The following is a 17,641-nucleotide window of genomic DNA, read 5'->3' as shown; positions in this document are numbered from 1 at the left end:
TACCTGCGATTATTTGATGAAATTGTGCTTCTTTTTTCTACCGATCGAAAAAGCAATGCTCTCAGGTGGGCAAAGCGAGCGGTAGGGGGTTAGCTTGCGTAGGAGCAGTGTAAAATGACGGCGTAACTTGATCCTTATTAGGAATGAGTTACAATAAGAGCTGACGTTGAGGGAACGTCACCTGTCGCATGGCACCGTCCGTACAACAGAGGGGAATGAATATGGATTTCGAGAATTCTCAGACAAAGAAGAACCTAGAGACCGCTTTTGCTGGTGAGTCACAGGCGCACACCAAGTACGCCTACTATGCCTCCCGCGCTAAGAAGGACGGCTACGTCCAGATCTCCAATATCTTTATGGAGACCTCCAAGAACGAGTCTGAGCACGCCAAGCTTTGGTTCAAGTATCTGCACGGTGGCGAGGTTCCTGGTACCCTTCAGAACCTCAAGGACGCTGCTGAGGGCGAGAACTACGAGTGGACTACCATGTACAAGGAGTTCGCTGAGACCGCCGAGGCCGAGGGCTTCAAGGAGATCGCAGCTAAGTTCCGTGGCGTGGGCGCTGTAGAGAAGGCTCATGAGGCTCGTTACCTCCAGCTCGCTGATCGCGTGGAGAAGGGCGAGGTCTTTACTCGCGAGGGCGTTAAGGTTTGGAAGTGCCTGAACTGTGGCCATCTGCATGTTGGCGCTGTTCCTCCCAAGCTTTGCCCGGTGTGTCTGCACCCGCAGTCCTACTTTGAGGAGCATGTCGTTAACTACTAAGGTAGTTACAACGAGTTAGCGCTCGTACACGAATCCTTCTAAGACCCCCGGAAGGTCAAGCCAAAACTGCTTTGGTGTTCCGGGGGTCTTTCTATGCGTATGCGGGGTAGAGCCGTGGGAGTTGCCCTGTGCGTGGGGCGGGGCACTTGAGCTCGAGCATACGTGTGCGGGGTAGGGTCGCTCAAGCTCACGTCCACGTTTGCGTATATGGGGTAGCCGCACTCCCGCTTGCTTGCGTGCGCGTGGGGCATGATCGTTTGATCCTCCGTGCGTGCATTTTGGTGTCGTTAGGAGCATTTTTGCCCGCACTTGGCGTCAAATCTATGCCTGATGGGCAATAAATGTACTAAATCAAACCCCCTCATGCACTCATACAAAAGAAAAAAGCCGCATACCTGGGTGTAGGTATGCGGCTAAGCACGTGGAGTAGGAGCTATATAGGTGCAACCTCCCTAGTGCTCTTCCTCGGAGCCAGAAGAGATGTAGAGCGTGATGGTAGAGCCGGGATGCTGGCTGCCTGTGGGGGAATAGCGGACAACACTGCCTCGTGGCACGGTTGCACTCGCTTCAGACCTGCCAATGGTGTAGCGCAGGCCAACGCCAGCAAGTACGCGCTGAGCATGATCCTGAGACATACCAATTAAGTCGAGCGAATCAACATCAACATCTTTTGCAGGCTCGGGTCCTTTGGATACAACAAGCGAGACTGCTGTACCCTTCTTGGCAGTTCCAGTAACGCTTTGACTCATAACCTGGCCGGCTGCATAGCTTGAGCTGTAATCAGAGCCTCCATTTTCTACCTGAAAACCAGCGTCAGACAGCGTGTTTGATGCTTCACTAAAACTCATGCCCAAAACGCCGGGAACATTTACCGACTCACTTTCTTTGGCCACGCGGCATTCAATCTCGGTGCCTTCATCTACCTCAGAGCCAGCCTCCTTGCTCTGCCAGAAGACTTCACCAGCCTTCACGCCATCATTGACCTCTTCAGTCATACGAGGCTTGAGGTTCAAAGCCTTAAGTGCAGCCTCGGCTTCAGAGGCGCTCATGCCTACGAGCTCAGGGACTTTCCGAACCTTTGCGGGTTCTTTGCCCTTAGAGATTCGAATTGTAATACGAGATCCCTTCGGTGCCTTGGCTCCTGCGTCAGGGCTTTGTTCGATAACCTTGCCCTTGTCCTCATCAGTAGAGTATTTCTCTTCAACGCTGGCGGTAAAGCCACTGCGCTCAATTTGCGCCATGGCGCTATCTTCTGTCATACCAATGAGATTGGGAACATCGGAGCCGCCGCGATTAAAGAAGGTCATGAAAGCGAAGGCGGCTACAGTAATCAGCGCAATGACTCCAATTACAATCGCGGCTGTCTTGCCACGGCTCCGCTTGCGATCTTCCTCTTCAGCTCCCTCAAGATCTAAGCTGGTTGGGTGCGCGCCAGCAGGCCGTGTGCCGGCCGGTGTTGCTGGCATCCGTCGAACCATCGTGGCATCTGCCGGTGGCACCACACGCGTGGTTTCGTTGCCTTGGGGAATCACGCGGGTTGGAGCGGGAACATCCACCACGCGGCCGGCTAAGTATGAATTGAGTGCACTCTTCAGCTCTTCGGCAGATTGAAAACGCATAGCAGAGTCTTTTTCCATGCAGCGAAGAATAATTCGCTCCAAGGTAGGATCGACGCGGGGATTAATCTGACTTGGAGGAACTGGCAGCTCGTTGACCTGCTTTAAGGCAACCGAGATAGCATCGTCACCATCGAAAGGAACCTGACCGGTTGCACACTCATACATCACCACGCCGAGCGAATAAATATCGGAGGTGGCGTTGAGTTCTTGGCCTCGGGTCTGCTCAGGGGACACATAATGCGCCGTGCCCAATACATTATTGTCCTGGGTGAGGTGGCTATTCTTGGCTCGCGCAATGCCAAAGTCCATGACCTTAATGTTGCCGTCGGGCAAAACCATGATGTTTTGCGGCTTAATATCGCGGTGGATGATCTCGTGGCGATGAGCAACCGAGAGTGCACCGCAGATCTGGGCTCCAATCTGGGCAACCTTTTGCGGATCCAATGATCCGTGCGATCTGATTCCGCTCTTGAGATCGGTGCCATGCAGGTATTCCATCACGATGAAATAGGTGTCACCGTCTTTGCCCCAGTCATATACACCCACAATGTAGGGGCTGGAAAGGCCTGCCGCTGCCCGTGCTTCTTGCTTAAAGCGGGCAGCAAAGGTGGCATCAGAGGCGTATTGCGGCAGCATGATCTTTACGGCAACCGTGCGATCAAGCACCTGATCTTGGGCTCGATACACAGAGGCCATGCCGCCAGCACCAATACGATCTTTGAGCAGGTAGCGCCCTCCGAGTATATGCTTCTCACTCATGCTATGTGCTCCTTATAGTCCCTGCGCCTCAAGCGCGGCCGCAATAACGCGTGATGCCAATTTGTCCGCTGAGACACCATGTTCATCGTAGTCCTCAACCATGACCGAGATTGCCACGGTCGGTTCATCGAAGGGGGCAAAGCCCACAAAAGCCGAGTTAATATTGGCTCCTGAGACCTCTGCAGTTCCCGTCTTTCCCGCAACCTTAAAGCCATACACAGCCGCGTCGCTGCCACTGCCACTTGCAACAACTTCAAGCATGGCCTGGCCAACTTGTGCAGCGGTACTTGCGCTGAGCGCTTGTCCGAGCGAGCGTGGCTGAGCGGTTCTTACCACTGTCCCTTCAGGGGAAAGGGTTTGGGAAACAACATGAGGATTCATCACGATACCGCCGTTTGCAATTGCGGCGGCCATAACAGCGTTTTGCATGACCGTGGTCTGAGGGCCGGGAGTGTGTCCTTGTCCAACTGGCTGGCCAGCACCAGCCCAGGCGAGCTCCCACTCGCTCATATCTGAGGGCTTGGGCATGATGGAAGCGGCGGTGGAAAAATCTACACCTAAGCGCTCCCCATAGCCAAAGGTGCGAGCAGCCTGCACTAAGCCTTCAGCTCCCACACTGCCAGCAAGCTGTGCAAAGACGGTATTTGCAGAGTATGCAAAGGCTTTGCTGAGCGAGATATGGCCAAAGTCGGTACCACGGATATTCGTTATATCGGCTCCGCCAATTTCTACCGAAGCGGGAGCGGCGAAGGTATCATCCAGTCCGGCGATGCCTGCTTCGAGGGCAGCAGCTAAGGTTACGACCTTAAAGGTTGAGCCGGGCGTATACAGCGCCTGAGTTGCTCGGTCATACATGCCTGAGTTGGAGCTATCCTGTGCGGCGGTGAGGGCAGAACCCACATCGTCGTTGTCGTAGGTAGGAGCACTTGCCCAGGCAAGGACGGCACCCGTCTTAGGATCGAGCACAACAATTGCGCCCTTGTATCCTGCAAGCGTATCTTCGGCTGCTCGCTGAATGCGTGAATCGATGGTGAGTTTGACCGAGTTTCCCGGCTGGGTCGATCCTGCCAGCGAGTTCAGTGCGTTTTGCCAATTTGAATAGTCCTTGGAGCCCGTGAGTGTTTGAGTTTGTGATGCCTCAAGACCCGTTGCTCCATACTGGGTTGAGTAATAGCCTACGGCGTGAGCTGCAAGGTTTCCGTTGGGGTGAGAGCGCTTATAGGTGCCATCTTCTTGCTGGTTCGATTCTGCCAAGGTCACGCCATCTGATGTAATGATCGAGCCACGCTTCACGTAGGCGGCTTTGAGAATCGTATGGTTATTGATGGGCATTTCCTGATACTCGCCAGCCTTAATAATCATGACATGGGTGAGATTGCCAATCAGGACAGCAAAAAGCGCGGTAAAGGCAACAACTTCCACGGTTAGGCGCTTCGCTAAGGCAACGCGACCCAAAACGCCAGATTCGGGAGTTTCGAGCATGCGGCGGTGCATACGCGAACTCGGGCGTGCATGAGCACCAAGAGAGCGCGCGGAGTTGCGCTTTAGGAAGCGAGCGCCAACAGCGGCAAGGCCACGAGCTTCTTTGGCATCTGAGCTTGCAAGAGCAATGCCTTCACCTGCGAGTTCAGCTTCCTGGCCAGTTGCCTCATCACCGGCACGGAGCAAGAGCGCCACAATAATGAAGCTTGCTAAGAGCGAAGATCCGCCCTGGCTCATGAAAGGCAGGGTAACGCCGGTGAGTGGGATTAAGCGAGTTACGCCACCAACAATCAAAAAGGCCTGAAATGAGATGGCGGCCGTGAGGCCTGAGGCAATAAAGGCTGCCAGGTCAGACTTTGCTCGAGCTGCCGTGGTAAGGCCACGAACGGCAAACAGCATAAAGAGCAAAAGAATGGCAGAGCCGCCAAGAAGCCCCATTTCCTCACCGATTGCTGAGAAGATAAAGTCAGACTCAACAACAGGAATGAGGGATGCCATGCCCTTGCCAATGCCCACGCCCGCAAGACCACCGTCGGCAAGCGAGAAGAGGGACTGCACGAGCTGGTAGCCCTTATTATGTGCATCCGCAAAAGGATCAAGCCAGATATCGAAGCGAACTTGCACGTGGCTCAGCAACCGGTATGCGCCCACAGCTCCAATGGCCAACATTCCAAGACCAATGACGATATAGGCAATGCGACCCGTGGCTACATAGAGCATGGCCAAAAAGATGGTGTAGAACAAAAGGGCGCTACCGAGGTCTTTTTCAAAGATGACGACGAGCATACAGACGCCCCATACCAAGAGTAAGGGCGCAAAGAGGCGCAAGCGCGGGATCTTAAAGCCCAAAATTGAGCGGTTAGAGAGTGATAGAAGCTCGCGGTTTTCTGAAAGGTAGCCCGCTAAGAACAGAACAATCAAGACCTTAGCGAATTCGCCCGGCTGGATAGTGCCCAAGCCCGGAATTCTAATCCAGAGCTTGGAGCCATAGATTTCAGTGCCAATAAACATGGGCAGTACGAGCATGAAAATGCCAGCAAGGCCGAGGCTGTATTTATAGTGCTTGACCATATCGAGGTTTTTCACCAGTGCCAGCGTGCCCACCATGAGCGCGATCGACAAAAAGAGAATGATGAGCTGAGAAATGGCGAGCTCTGAGTTAATGCGCGTAACAAAGGTGATGCCAATGCCAGAAAGCAAAGACACGATGGGCAGAATTGCTGGGTCTGCTCCGGGAGCGAGGAATCGAACGGCGATATGAGCCCCTGCAAAGGCTGCAGACAGGCCAATAGGCACAGCGAGCGTTGTTAGCGAGAGGGTGCCTCCACCGGTGGTGACATACATGGCATAGAGAAGCATGACCGGGAATGTGGCGGCAATGAGTAAAAAGAGTTCAGTGTTTCTACGGCTGCTCATTAGGCTCCACCTCCATCGGTTTGAGACAAGGGCTCAGAGGACTGATTGTAACCAGAGGCAGGAGTGTTTGGATCGTTCGGATCACTCGGGGTGTGAGCATTTTCTGAGCTGGTGCCAGCCTCAGCATGCGCGCCAGCTCCAGCGCTGCTTCTCACAGAAGCTGCGGCACGCTCTTTTTCTGCCTGCTCTTCAGAGATCTGTTTGCGATATTTGGAAATCGTTTCCATAGCAGCATCAACGCTATCTTGAGGAATGCCTTCATAAAGACGGCGCTTTGTATCGTCGGGCAGATCGTTGAGTGAGACGGTTGAGGTGTCATGGAGCCAGTGGGCATCAAAGCCTAAAAAGGTACCAGGGATGCCTGTAAAAATAGCCACGGTTCCATTGTGTGTGCCTAAATAGATCGAGTTCACAATCGAGGTGAAAGTGAGAACCGCTCCAATTGCAAGTGCTATGCCTATACAGAGCAGCGCCGTTTTAATGCTTTTACGTCGGCGCTCTGCTTCACGGCGGAGTGCTCCGTCATCAACAAGATCAACCACAACGACGGTGACATTATCGGTTCCGCCCGCCGTTAGTGCGGCATCAACCAAGTTATCGGTGCAGATCTGCGCTGTTGAGGACTTGGCTGCAATGCGTTCAATCTCTCCGTCAGAAACCATGCTCGAAAGGCCGTCAGAGCACAGAATGAGCCGGTCGCCTACCTCGATGCCAATCTTAAAATGATCGGCATACATAGAAGGATCTGAGCCGAGTGCTCGCGTAATGACCGAACGATTGGGGTGCACGCGAGCCTCATCAGCGGTGATTTCGCCGGCATCTACCAGCTCTTCCACAAATGAGTGATCGCGCGTAATGCGAATGAGGGTGCCATCGTGGAGTAAATAGGCACGGGAGTCTCCCACATGCGCGATTGCAACCGTATCATCTTCGAGGAAGGCGGCAGTTGCCGTGCAGCCCATACCAGGCTTTCCGAGTCCGTGCTGAGCTGCTTCAATTACAGCCGCGTTTGCCGCCTCAACAGCAGCACCCAACAAGGCAGGATCTGCAGTCGTGGGCGCAGTTTTCGCAATAGTTTCAACAGCAATTGAGCTTGCCACCTCGCCCGCTGCATGCCCTCCCATGCCATCGCAGACGCAGAATAAAGGAGACTGCACGAGATAGGAGTCTTCGTTGTGCGAGCGCACACAGCCTACGTCTGAGCGCGCTCCCCACATGAGTGAGGTAGTTGTACCAGCGTCATAGGTAGAGCTCGTATCGATGAGCTCGTCGGTTATTGGAGCAAAGCTTTGTGTCGAGCCGGGGTCGTCGAGTAGCGCCTCAATGGTCTGCACGTCAATTTCGGCGGTGTCTTCAGGGCTTGTTGGCTTTGCAGCTAAGGCGTCCGTATCCAGTTCATGGGAAAGGAAGTTGGGGAGCGTGTGCCCTGTAGCGGCAGGCTCTTGAGGTGCGGGCACGGAGCTTGCAGGTGCGGTCGGCGTATCTGTAGTCGGCGCATCTGCACTTGGAGCCGCTGGGCTCGGTACCGTTACACTCGTCGCGACTGCACTTGGTGTATCTATATTTGATGTCTCTGCACTCGATGCCGCAGGATTTGGAGCCACTTCATGTGGCGTATGTGCGCTCGGAACTGCTGCACTCACTACCACTTCATTCGGCATCGCTCTATCCGGCGCAGCTCCATCCGGCGTGGGCACATCGAGTGTCGTCGCAGGCTCAGGTGCCTGAGCAGGAGCTTCCGTCCGCGACTGGGTGCTCACCACAGCCTCAGCATCTGTGTTCTTGGTGCCTGTCAGCTCAGATGCCTGCTTTGAGACTTCGCGCTCGTCAGACGCTCCAGCAACGGTTGCTGGGGCGACATCTGGGGATATGTGCTCCCCATCGGTCATCGGCGATTCACCTTCATAACCACGTCGCCAATCTGTACCTCGTCGCCCTCACGCAAGGTGAGCGGCTCTACAAGCTGGCGTCCATTTACGAGCGTGCCATTCAGCGAGTTCAAATCCTCAATAACCAAGGCTGGTCCTTGGAGCGAAAAGCGTGCATGAGAAGCGGATACAAAGGGCTCGTTAATGCAGATGTCAGAGCTGGGGGATCGGCCAACAATAACTGGACCGAGCATGTCGACATGGATGCCTCTGATGCCACGAGGCCCTTTGTCGATGTCGATGGTCCAAATGCCACCGTCGCGGCGCTGTCCGCGCACGAGGCCAACGCCCGTCTTCATAACGGAGAACAAAAAGATATAGAGGAGAGCAACGAGGGCAATACGGCCTACGAACAGGATAATGTCGATCATAGTCAGCTCCTGAACTCGAAAGTGCTGAGTCCGAAGGTGAGCAGGTCACCATCGCGAAGCGGGCAACGGGTAATCCGCCTGTTGTTCACCATGGTTCCATTAGTGGAGTTGAGATCCTCAATGCTCCAATCAGTGCCGGTATAGGCAAGCTCCGCATGGCAGCGGCTCACATTGGGATCACGCAGGGCAATATCTGCCGTAGCACGCTCGCGGCCGATGATGCAGCGCGCACGAGAGATAGGATGCTCCTCGCCCGTGACTACGTCTTTAAGCAGAGCTCGGGGCGCTGCAGGGGCTTGGCGTGCATCTGCCATATTGGAGGCCACGCTCAAGACTCCTCCCGTTGCAGCAGCTCCTCCCATACCGGGAAGCTGATCGCGCAAAACGGTTGGGGGAACGGTAGCGACCGGATCAGGAATAGCAACAGGGCTGGGCTCAAAGCTGGAGTGTACGGCTCCTCGAGCTTCGGGAACGTTCACTCCCGCCTCGCCGGTGAGCTTTTGTTGATAGGCTCGCTCCTCTTCATAGAGGCGACCAAGGGTTGGGGCATCAACATTTTCTGCGAACACTGAGAAGCGCCCACTCTTTAAAGCAGGATCTACCATAAAGCGAACGAGTGGCTCACCTACGAGGGTATAGCGCTTACGTCCAGCTTGTGCTTTTACGAGCTCGCGTACCTCGCGCGAAATCTTGGAGTAGTAGGGCGTAAGAAAGGCATCATCATCGCTTGCAACGAGGATGGTATAGAGCGCCGGTGCAGTATCGACTCCATTAATGACCAAGGTTTGGTCTTCCATTTCGCGTGCTGCATGGCGAGCAAGCTTTTTAAAAGAAAACGGAGCACGAACGGTACCGAAGATATCCGATACGCGGCTCTCAAAGACGCTCAGGAAATTCACGGGCGATCAGCCTCCGTAGGTTCTGCCCGCAGGCCGAGCAGGTATATACATATCCAACCGAGTATAGAGGAAAGGGCTCCTAGGGCTACAGCTGCAGGTAGTTGCGAGAAGGCAGAGCCAGTAATTTCCATAGGGAACGCAAGACAGTAAAGCATTGGAACGCCAAAAAGCGGAAGTGCGAAAACCCCATAAGCACTGTTTGTATGGTTGATACTCTGCGCGCCTTCCGGTGCTGCGGGCGCATGATCCTCTGTAATTCGAGAGCGAACTCGTTTCATAGCGGCAGCGATGCCGGCGGCAAGAAGAGCGAGTCCAATCGCGCTGACCCAGCACTCGAGGTGGGCGAGACCGCCGATGGCGGTATGTATACCGGCCACACCTTCGGCAATCATGGACGCTGCAAGCCTTCCGAGCACGGTAGCTATGAGCATGGTGGCTGCGGCATCTACTGGAGCTAAAAAGCAGCCGGTCAGCGCCAGAGCTGGCGCTCCTACAAAAAGCGATGCGTCGGGCAGGCAGGTAAGACCCACGACAAAGAGTAAGGAAGCGGCAGAGGCAGCACGCATACGACCCCACACCAGCCACCAGCCAGCGCCCAAGGCTGCAACAAGAGAGATTGTTGCTAGTGCGGGCAAGAGGGAAAGGCTCATTCCTAGGGTGGCGATCAGGACGGCTATGGTAACAGCAGAGCCCAGCTCGGGTGCCAAGGCAGATGCAAGTGCACATGCAGAAGCCGCTATGAGTCGAGCGGGATCTTGAGCTGCGTGTAGGCTCTGTAAGAGATAATTCACAAAACCGGCTGAGGAAAGGCCGGCAATTGCACTGAAGGCAGCTCGTCGGGCATAGGGCCAGTGGCTTCCTAGATAGCCAAGTGCTGGATCAAGCGGTATTGCGGCATCTGCGTTTGCTGGGTCTGCAGCTTGGTCAGACGCTACATCGTCTGAGGTGAGTTGCGCAATTAAGGCAGCCAGACTCTTTCTGCCAGCACGTGCGCTACCCAAATCTTCTAAAAAGACATCGGCAAAGGCTGCAGTGGTGAGCGGACGCATAGCGGGGTCAGGCAAAAGTGCTGCTAAAAGCACATCTTCTGCGCTCACCGGAATATCGGGCAGTACAAGATCGGGAGCCTCCGGGCCTGCCTCTATGAGGGCGAGTGATTCATCTGGTGTGGGTGCGAGGAATGGAGCGGTTCCGCAGAGCCCCTCGTAGAGCACAGCAGCAAGAGAAAAGGTATCGGCTCGCTCATCAACCGCATATCCCTCGAGTTGCTCAGGAGACATATAACCAACCGTGCCGCCCCGAGCCCCTCCAAAACCAGCTGCACTGGCAAGAGAAGCCATACCAAAGTCGGCAAGCTTTACATGTCCACTGCGGTCGATGAGTACATTGGCGGGCTTAATATCAAGGTGCAAAACCCCGTTGTCATGAGCAAAGCTCAAAGCAGCTGCGAGCGCCTCAGCGATACAGGCTGTTTCGTCGTAGGTGAGCGAATGTCCATCCACGCCTGCGAGAAACTCAGCCAGATTCATCCCATCAACGTATTCCATAACCAAATAGGCAAAGGCAGCGTCATAGGTAAAATCGATCACCGAGACAATATGGGGATGCTGGAGCATGCTTGCAGTTTGAGCCTCCGCTAAGGCCGCTGCCGTGGTTTGTGGCCACGCTGCTCCTTGTGCACAAAGCGGAATACGCTTGATGGCAACGCGGCGCTTTAGGCGCGTATCGAGGCAAATTTCTACGCTGCCAAAGCTGCCAGTTGCACGCGTTTCGAGCGGCCGATACCGGCGTAGCAGCTGAGAAGCAGCTGCCCCGGCGGTTTCAGGCGCGCGGTCTGGATCGGGAGGCGATCCGGTTGTGCGGAAGGCAGAAAACGGCATACGAATACGGGCCTTTCGGGGTTCAGATAAGGTGTTTTTTAGGCTCCGCTCGGATTTTACCACGGGAGCTGCGGACAGATCGCATGTGGGTCGATATGTGGCCGCACGCTTGCGCTGAGGAGCTGTGCTTCGTTTGGCATTTGATGACTCTGCGCTCGTGTACGTGCGCTTGGATGCTGCATTTCGTTTGGCCTTGGCGACTCTGTGTACGCGTGCTTGCGCTTGGGTGCTGCATTTCGTTTTGCTTTGCGGCTCTGCGCCCGTGTATGTGCGCTTGGCTGCTGCAGATCGCCTCTGCACCCGCACGCCTGCGCTCGAGAGCCGCCTGCCGTCTGAGTCATCGTGCCTCGCAGATGCCTTTCGAGATACACCGTTGCGCCGATCTCATGACTCGCCCCACTGAACCTGGTTTTTAGGTTTTCACATGTTACAATCCGACCAGTATGTATTATCTAATCCCCCCGGGATAGGCCAGAAGGGAGACCGATGGACGACCTCGAGGAGTTCAAAGAAAAGTTTACTGCCTATTGGAATGGCAGGGCTGAAGGCTTTTATGACCTGCGGCGCAAAGAGCTCGCAAGCGATATGCATCTGCGGTGGTTGCAAGAAATAGAATCGCGACTCCCTCAAGGAGAGGCTCTTTCGATCCTTGATATTGGCTGCGGGCCGGGTCTTTTTTCTTGCATGCTGGCAGGACGTGGTCATACCGTTTTGGGAATCGACATTGCTGACGAGATGATCGCAGAGGCTCATCGCTTGTCCAAAGAACTCAACGTCGATGCGACCTTTGCGGTGATGGATGCAGAGCAGCCCACGTTAGAGCCAGGTTCTTTCGATGCCATTGTTACGAGAAATCTCACCTGGGGTCTGCCTCATCTTGATCAGGCTTATGCCACATGGCGAAGGCTGCTCAAACCGGGTGGGGCGCTCATCTGCTTTGATGCAGACTACGTACATGAGCAGGTGTCGTTGCCCGATGTGCCCGGAAGTGCGGACAGCGTTATTAGCGACGACCAGCGCGAAGCGTATCAGGAGTTTAAAGATACCCTCCGCCCGATTCAGCGTAAGCGTCCTGCTTGGGATGTTGAGTTGCTGCAAAAAGCTTGCTATTCCGATATAGAGGTAGACGAGGGTCTCTGGAAGCGTATCTATCTTGAGCGCGATGAGCTGTATAATCCCTCGCCCATGTTTGCAGTGGTGGCACGCGCATGAAGAGCTCAGTCACACGCTATGCGGCAAAGCGCATATTACAACTAATCCCTATTCTGATTGCCATCACCTTTCTCTCATTTGCCATGATTCGCTTAGCTGGAAGTGACGTGGTTTTGCAGCGCATGGAGAGTACCGGTCAGGTGCTCAACCAACAAATTATTGATGCCGAGCGTGCGCGCTTAGGTATCGATAAGCCCTTCTTAGTTCAGTATGGCACCTGGTTTTCTCGGCTGCTCTCTGGTGACATGGGCACAAGTTTTGTTACAGGAAAGCCCGTCTTTTCAGTCTTTATCTCTAAGCTTCCAGCCACCTTGCTGCTTGCTTTTGCCTCGGTTGCTCTGACGGTTGTTGTATCAATTCCACTCGGGGTACTTGCGGCGGTGCGCCAGGGTCGTCTGACCGATCTGCTCATTCGCTTTTCCAGCTTTGTGGGCAATAGCATGCCAAACTTTTTTGTGGCGCTCCTCTTAATGTATGTATTCTCGATTCGTCTCAAAATGCTCCCGGTTATTTCTCGCAATACCGGCGCGCTGGGTTGTATTTTGCCTGCCGCTACCTTGGCGGTTGCCATGTCTGCAAAATACTTACGCCAGGTTCGTGCCACCGTCTTAGATGAGCTGGGGCGCGACTATGTGGACGCAGCTCGTGCTCGTGGCGTTCGCTTTCGTACGGTGCTGACCGCGAGCGTGCTCAAATCTTGCATGGTTACGATCGTCACCTTGCTCATGCTCTCGATCGGCAGTCTGCTTGGCGGAACTGCCATCGTGGAGTCCATCTTTATGTGGGATGGCGTGGGCAAGCTTGCGGTTGATGCCATCACCATGCGTGACTACCCGCTCATTCAGGCGTACGTGATGTGGATGTCAATCGTATTTGTGATGGTGAACCTTATTGCAGACATTTCTTATCGTGCAATTGATCCGCGTGTGCGCATGAGTGGAGGGCGATCATGAGTCGGCGCGCGGGCAAGATTCCCGCACACCTTTCGCGCAAGCATACGCGCAAAAGACTCATCGCTTCTGCTCTTCTGGCCTTGGCTTTAGTTGCGGTGGCGATGTTTGCCCGCCACTTGGCACCGTATAATCCAGATGCTCAGCTCTTCGGATCGCTTGAGCCGCCCAGTTGGGAACATCTTGCAGGTACTGATATCTACGGTCGCGATATGCTCTCGCGCATCTTGGTTGGCCTTGAAACCAGTGTCTTTTCTACCCTGGCTTTGGTGGCCTCAATTACGATTACTGGCAGTGCGGTAGGCGTTGCCTCTGCCTATATTGGCGGTCCTTTCGATGCCTTTATGATGCGCGTGTCGGACTTGTGCCTGGCATTTCCGGGCCTCGTATTTGCACTTGCTATTACCGCAGTGCTCCATGGCGGGCTCATGAACGCAATTCTGGCTCTTGGGCTTATTAGCTGGCCAAAGTATGCTCGCATTGCGCGCAGCCAAACGCTCGCGCTTGCTCATGCAGATTTTATCCGAGCAGCTCGTATGGCGGGCAGCTCTCCTGCGCGGGTGATTGCCCTCGATATTTTGCCAAATATTGCAGGACAGATCCTCATTACCGCCATGCTCGATATTGGAACCATGATGATGGAGCTGGCGGGTCTTTCGTTTTTGGGTCTCGGTGCCCAGCCCCCAGTGGCCGAGCTCGGCAATATGATGAGCGGTGGCCGCAGCATGCTTCAGACATATCCGTGGGTTGTACTCGCTCCTGGCGTGGCAATTTTTATCGCGGTGGTCATATTCAACCTCTTGGGCGACGCCGTGCGCGATCACCTCGATCCCCGTGGCGGGACTCAAGGTGCGGCAGCACCGCCGGTTTCATGAGGATGAGTAGGTTGTTTGGAAAGGAGTTCAACGGTGGAAGTAGGAAATGAGATGAATATCGAGAAAGTGGATACCTTGGCCAGCAAGAAGGTTCATATGAGCCGAAGTGTGAGCCGTCGTACGGCGCTGTTGGGCACCCTCGCCGTAGCTGCAGGTCTTATGGCGGGCTGTGCAAACAAGCAAGGAGCCGGTTCTGCCGCGACAGCTCGAGGCTCGCGCTTTGTTTTTGGAGATACGACCTTTAATCCCGAAAACGAAGAGCCTGATATCAATCCTCATAACACCTATTCGGGCTGGGCTGCCATGCGCTATGGCGTGGGCGAGACCTTGTTCCGCTACTCAGACGCCATGGAGATCCAGCCATGGCTGGCAACTGGCTTTAAGATGGAGGATCCCAAGACGTGGAGGATTACGCTGCGCGATGGTGTGAAGTTCTCCAATGGTCGCGACTTGGATGCCACAGCTGTTAAGGAGTGCCTCGATCACCTCATTGAGGTACACGATCGTGCTCGTACTAACTTGGACATTGAGTCAATTGAGGCCTCAGGCAAGGATGTCATTATTACCACCACCACGCCTAAGCCCACGTTGCTCAACAGCCTTTCTGACCCCTTCGGATGCATTATTGACATGCAGGCAGGCATTAGCTCTGTGGGCATGGTGGTAGGGACTGGCCCTTACGTTGCTACGTCATTAGAGTCAGGTTCTCAGATTGATCTTGAGCGCAATAAGCACTATTGGGACGGTACGCCGGGCTATGACGAGATTCGCGTACTGACCATTACCGACGGCGATACGCTCACGATGTCGTTGCAGTCTGGAGAGATTGACGGCGCCTATGGCATGCCGTACGCAAGCTATCCGTTGTTTGAGGGCGATGATTACACCTTCTCAAGTACGCCTACGAGCCGCGCATTCTTTGCTCAGATGAACTTTGAAAGTCCCCTTGCGAAAGATCCGGCAGTTCGTCGCGCGATTGCGCTTGCCATTGACAAAGAGACCTTTGTGAACAAGATGCTGAAAGGAAACGGCTATGTAGCCCACGGCCCGTTCCCTGAGAACATGTCATTTGGCGGCAAGATCAAGGGCGCTCCAGCCTATGAGCCCAAAGCTGCGATTGCTGCGCTTGAGCAGGCTGGCTGGGTTGATGCCGATGGAGACGGCATTCGTGAGAAGGATGGCGTGAAGCTTCAGATCCGCTGGCTCACCTATCCGAGCCGCCAGGAGTTGCCCTTACTTGCTGAGTCTGTCCAGGCAACCTTAAAAGAGGTTGGCATCGACGTGAGTATCAATTCCACGGCTGATCACAATACGCTTCGCAAAGATCGCAGCGCCTGGGATGTCTATGCAAGCGCTATGGTCACAGCTCCCACGGGCGATCCTGAGTACTTCTTTGCGACGCACTGCTTGGATTCTTCTACGGCAAACAACGGCGCGTATCACAGCGATGAGCTGGAGAAGTTGGCCGCTGAGCTCTCAGAAGAGTTTGATGTAGAGAAGCGCTCCAAGATCGCCGTGAAGATGCAGGAGACCATTTTGGCTGACGACGCCTATGTGTTCTGCTCGCATCTGAAGATGAGCATGATCAGCTCTTCAAAGGTGAAAGGGCTTGTGGCACATCCGTGCGACTTCTATGAGATCAGCGCCGAGCTCGCTCCCCAGTCGTGACCTCGGAGCTTTTGACATACGACGCTGTTGCGGTTGAGTTTGAGGGCAAGCGGGCGCTTTCGGGTGTCAGCCTGACACTTGCGCCCGCAGAGATTATTGGGGTGGTGGGCGAGTCAGGTTGTGGTAAGTCCACGCTCTTGCGCGCCACCCTTGGCCTCTTAGGTTCTGCTGGCTCAATTGCTGAGGGAGATATATGCTTCTCTGGTCGTTCGCTGCCATCTCTATCTGATGAGGAGATCCGGCAGGTGCGTGGTGCCGAGATTGGCATGGTGTTTCAGGATTCAGCCGCATCGTTTTGTCCTATTCGAACCATTGGAGATCAGATTGTAGAGGCGCTTGCGGCTCATGGATCTGATACAGCTGCTCGGGCTCGCGAGCGGGCGCTTGAGCTTTTTGAGCGCTTGGAGCTGCCCGATGCCGCTCGGATTTGGGAGAGCTATCCCTTTGAGCTTTCTGGCGGCATGGCTCAGCGTGTTGGTATTGCCATGGCCATGCTGCCCGGCCCTTCGGTGATCTTGGCTGATGAGCCAACGAGTGCGCTGGACGTAGTTGCCCAGCGAGCTGCTCTCGATGAGTTGGCAGATTTGCGCGAGCAATTTGGTACTTCGATCATCTTCGTTACGCACGATATGGGTGTGGTGAGGCGGATTGCCGATCGCGTCGTGGTGATGCATGACGGAGGCATTGTAGAGACTGGTCTGGTAGACCAGGTGCTTGAGCATCCGCAGCATGAGCGCACGCAAGAGCTCTTAGCGGCAGTACCACGCTTTTCTGTCGCTCGTATTGAGCATGCGGTCAAGGGTGCGCCGAGCGAGAGCGTGCTGAGCGAGGGAGGCTCCACGCCAACCGAGGGCGTGGGTACGTCTTATGCAGGCATGCTGAGCGAGAGCGCGCTGGGTGAGAGCGACGATGCGACAAATACGGGTGCAGATACGTCTCATGGGGGAGTGCAAAACGAGAGCGAGGACGCTGATGCGCCAACAGCAGGTGCAGATACGCCTCATGGGGGAGTGCAGAGCGAGGATCCAGAGCTTGCAGCTTCGCATGTGCAGCCCATCCTTGCTGCCCACCACTTGCTACGTTCCTTTGCTGGACGCGAAACAGACAAGCTTGCTGTCAACGATGTGAGTTTTGAGCTTGCACCTGGTGAGGCCTTAGGCATTGTTGGAGAGTCTGGCTCGGGCAAAAGCACCATCGCTCAGCTCATCATGCGCCTGGTAGATACGACGGCGGGCACGATTGAGCTTGAGGGAAGCGATATCACGCACCTCAAAGGTCGTGCTCTGCAGAAGATCTATCAAAAAGCTCAGATGGTCTTTCAAGCAAGTACTGCCTCCTTTAACCCGAGGCGAACGCTTCGCGCAGGCATTGCGGAGCCACTTTTAAACCGGGGTCGTTCTCGTAAGGAAATTAAGCCTGAGGTAGATGCCTTGCTTGAGCGCTGTGGTTTGGATCCCGCACTTGCCGATCGTTTTCCACATGAGGTAAGTGGTGGCCAGTGCCAACGTGCAGCCATTGCCCGTGCTCTTGCAGCAAAGCCGGAAATTTTGGTCTGCGATGAGTTGACGAGCGCCTTGGATGTAACGGTTCAACGTCGCATCATGGATCTCTTGGCGGAGCTCAAAGATGAGCGAGGGCTCGCCCTGATTTTCATTAGCCATAACCTTGCCTTAGTTCAAGAAATTTGTGATCGCGTATTGGTTATGCGCGCCGGTGTGGTTGTAGAAGAAGGCCTGGTTGATGAGGTTATTGGAGCACCGAACGATGCGTATACAGAGCTCTTGGTTAGATCGGTGCTCTAGCAAATTCTGAAATACGCGC

General features: G+C 54.7%; 12 protein-coding genes. 6 read left to right on the top strand and 6 right to left on the bottom strand.

Going from position 1 to position 17,641, the window contains the following annotated elements:
- Positions 1–221 precede the first annotated feature (221 nt).
- Entirely contained in the window at positions 222–761 is a 540-nt protein-coding gene (rbr, locus tag K6V98_RS04475) for a rubrerythrin (RefSeq protein ID WP_222199334.1), read from the top strand.
- Positions 762–1,213: 452 nt separating this feature from the next.
- On the opposite strand, the gene pknB is transcribed toward rbr, so the two are convergent.
- From pknB to K6V98_RS04445, 6 genes are read right to left on the bottom strand one after another with little or no spacing between them, the layout of a single operon-like run.
- Complete coding sequence (gene pknB / locus K6V98_RS04470; protein WP_222199333.1) at positions 1,214–3,139, bottom strand: Stk1 family PASTA domain-containing Ser/Thr kinase; 1,926 nt, start codon at positions 3,137–3,139, stop codon at positions 1,214–1,216.
- Between the two features lie 12 nt (positions 3,140–3,151).
- A complete protein-coding gene (locus K6V98_RS04465; protein ID WP_222199332.1) occupies positions 3,152–6,037 on the bottom strand; it encodes an FtsW/RodA/SpoVE family cell cycle protein in 2,886 nt (961 codons plus the stop codon).
- Positions 6,037–7,926: a Stp1/IreP family PP2C-type Ser/Thr phosphatase gene (locus K6V98_RS04460; protein WP_306792760.1), complete on the bottom strand. Its 1,890-nt coding sequence runs from the start codon at positions 7,924–7,926 to the stop codon at positions 6,037–6,039. The genes K6V98_RS04465 and K6V98_RS04460 overlap by 1 nt, the downstream gene beginning before the upstream one ends.
- Positions 7,923–8,336 (bottom strand): FHA domain-containing protein, encoded by a 414-nt coding sequence (locus tag K6V98_RS04455; protein ID WP_222199331.1) that lies wholly within the window; start codon positions 8,334–8,336, stop codon positions 7,923–7,925. Before K6V98_RS04455 ends, K6V98_RS04460 begins: the two co-directional genes overlap by 4 nt.
- Positions 8,337–8,338: 2 nt before the next feature.
- Positions 8,339–9,235, bottom strand: a complete 897-nt coding sequence (locus tag K6V98_RS04450) for an FhaA domain-containing protein (protein WP_222199330.1) — start codon at positions 9,233–9,235, stop codon at positions 8,339–8,341.
- Positions 9,232–11,115, bottom strand: a complete 1,884-nt coding sequence (locus K6V98_RS04445; protein WP_222199329.1) for a serine/threonine-protein kinase — start codon at positions 11,113–11,115, stop codon at positions 9,232–9,234. The genes K6V98_RS04450 and K6V98_RS04445 overlap by 4 nt, the downstream gene beginning before the upstream one ends.
- A gap of 486 nt (positions 11,116–11,601) precedes the next feature.
- On the opposite strand from K6V98_RS04445, the gene K6V98_RS04440 reads away from it, so the two are divergent.
- From K6V98_RS04440 to nikE, 5 genes are read left to right on the top strand one after another with little or no spacing between them, the layout of a single operon-like run.
- Positions 11,602–12,327 carry a class I SAM-dependent methyltransferase gene (locus tag K6V98_RS04440; protein WP_222199328.1) on the top strand — a complete coding sequence of 242 codons (726 nt, stop codon included), beginning with the start codon at positions 11,602–11,604 and terminating at the stop codon, positions 12,325–12,327.
- Positions 12,324–13,280: an ABC transporter permease gene (locus K6V98_RS04435; RefSeq protein ID WP_222199327.1), complete on the top strand. Its 957-nt coding sequence runs from the start codon at positions 12,324–12,326 to the stop codon at positions 13,278–13,280. Before K6V98_RS04440 ends, K6V98_RS04435 begins: the two co-directional genes overlap by 4 nt.
- Positions 13,277–14,152, top strand: a complete 876-nt coding sequence (locus tag K6V98_RS04430) for an ABC transporter permease (protein ID WP_222199326.1) — start codon at positions 13,277–13,279, stop codon at positions 14,150–14,152. Before K6V98_RS04435 ends, K6V98_RS04430 begins: the two co-directional genes overlap by 4 nt.
- A 33-nt stretch (positions 14,153–14,185) precedes the next feature.
- Entirely contained in the window at positions 14,186–15,820 is a 1,635-nt protein-coding gene (locus K6V98_RS04425; RefSeq protein ID WP_222199325.1) for an ABC transporter substrate-binding protein, read from the top strand.
- A gap of 11 nt (positions 15,821–15,831) precedes the next feature.
- Positions 15,832–17,622, top strand: coding sequence for a nickel ABC transporter ATP-binding protein NikE (gene nikE / locus K6V98_RS04420; RefSeq protein ID WP_222199324.1), 1,791 nt, complete (start codon positions 15,832–15,834; stop codon positions 17,620–17,622).
- Positions 17,623–17,641 lie beyond the last annotated feature (19 nt).

This window comes from Collinsella ureilytica, from assembly GCF_019795105.1.
Taxonomy (GTDB): Bacteria; Actinomycetota; Coriobacteriia; order Coriobacteriales; family Coriobacteriaceae; genus Collinsella; species Collinsella ureilytica.
The sequence above is the reverse complement of the archived record's forward strand: the minus strand, read 5'-3'. Positions and strand labels throughout refer to the sequence as shown.

Bases quoted from the DNA above. Each gene is read 5' to 3' on its own strand.
- rbr (WP_222199334.1), top strand. From the start codon at position 222: ATGGATTTCGAGAATTCTCAGACAAAGAAGAACCTAGAGACCGCTTTT.
- pknB (WP_222199333.1), bottom strand. From the start codon at position 3,139: ATGAGTGAGAAGCATATACTCGGAGGGCGCTACCTGCTCAAAGATCGT.
- K6V98_RS04465 (WP_222199332.1), bottom strand. From the start codon at position 6,037: ATGAGCAGCCGTAGAAACACTGAACTCTTTTTACTCATTGCCGCCACA.
- K6V98_RS04460 (WP_306792760.1), bottom strand. From the start codon at position 7,926: ATGACCGATGGGGAGCACATATCCCCAGATGTCGCCCCAGCAACCGTT.
- K6V98_RS04455 (WP_222199331.1), bottom strand. From the start codon at position 8,336: ATGATCGACATTATCCTGTTCGTAGGCCGTATTGCCCTCGTTGCTCTC.
- K6V98_RS04445 (WP_222199329.1), bottom strand. From the start codon at position 11,115: ATGCCGTTTTCTGCCTTCCGCACAACCGGATCGCCTCCCGATCCAGAC.
- K6V98_RS04440 (WP_222199328.1), top strand. From the start codon at position 11,602: ATGGACGACCTCGAGGAGTTCAAAGAAAAGTTTACTGCCTATTGGAAT.
- K6V98_RS04435 (WP_222199327.1), top strand. From the start codon at position 12,324: ATGAAGAGCTCAGTCACACGCTATGCGGCAAAGCGCATATTACAACTA.
- K6V98_RS04430 (WP_222199326.1), top strand. From the start codon at position 13,277: ATGAGTCGGCGCGCGGGCAAGATTCCCGCACACCTTTCGCGCAAGCAT.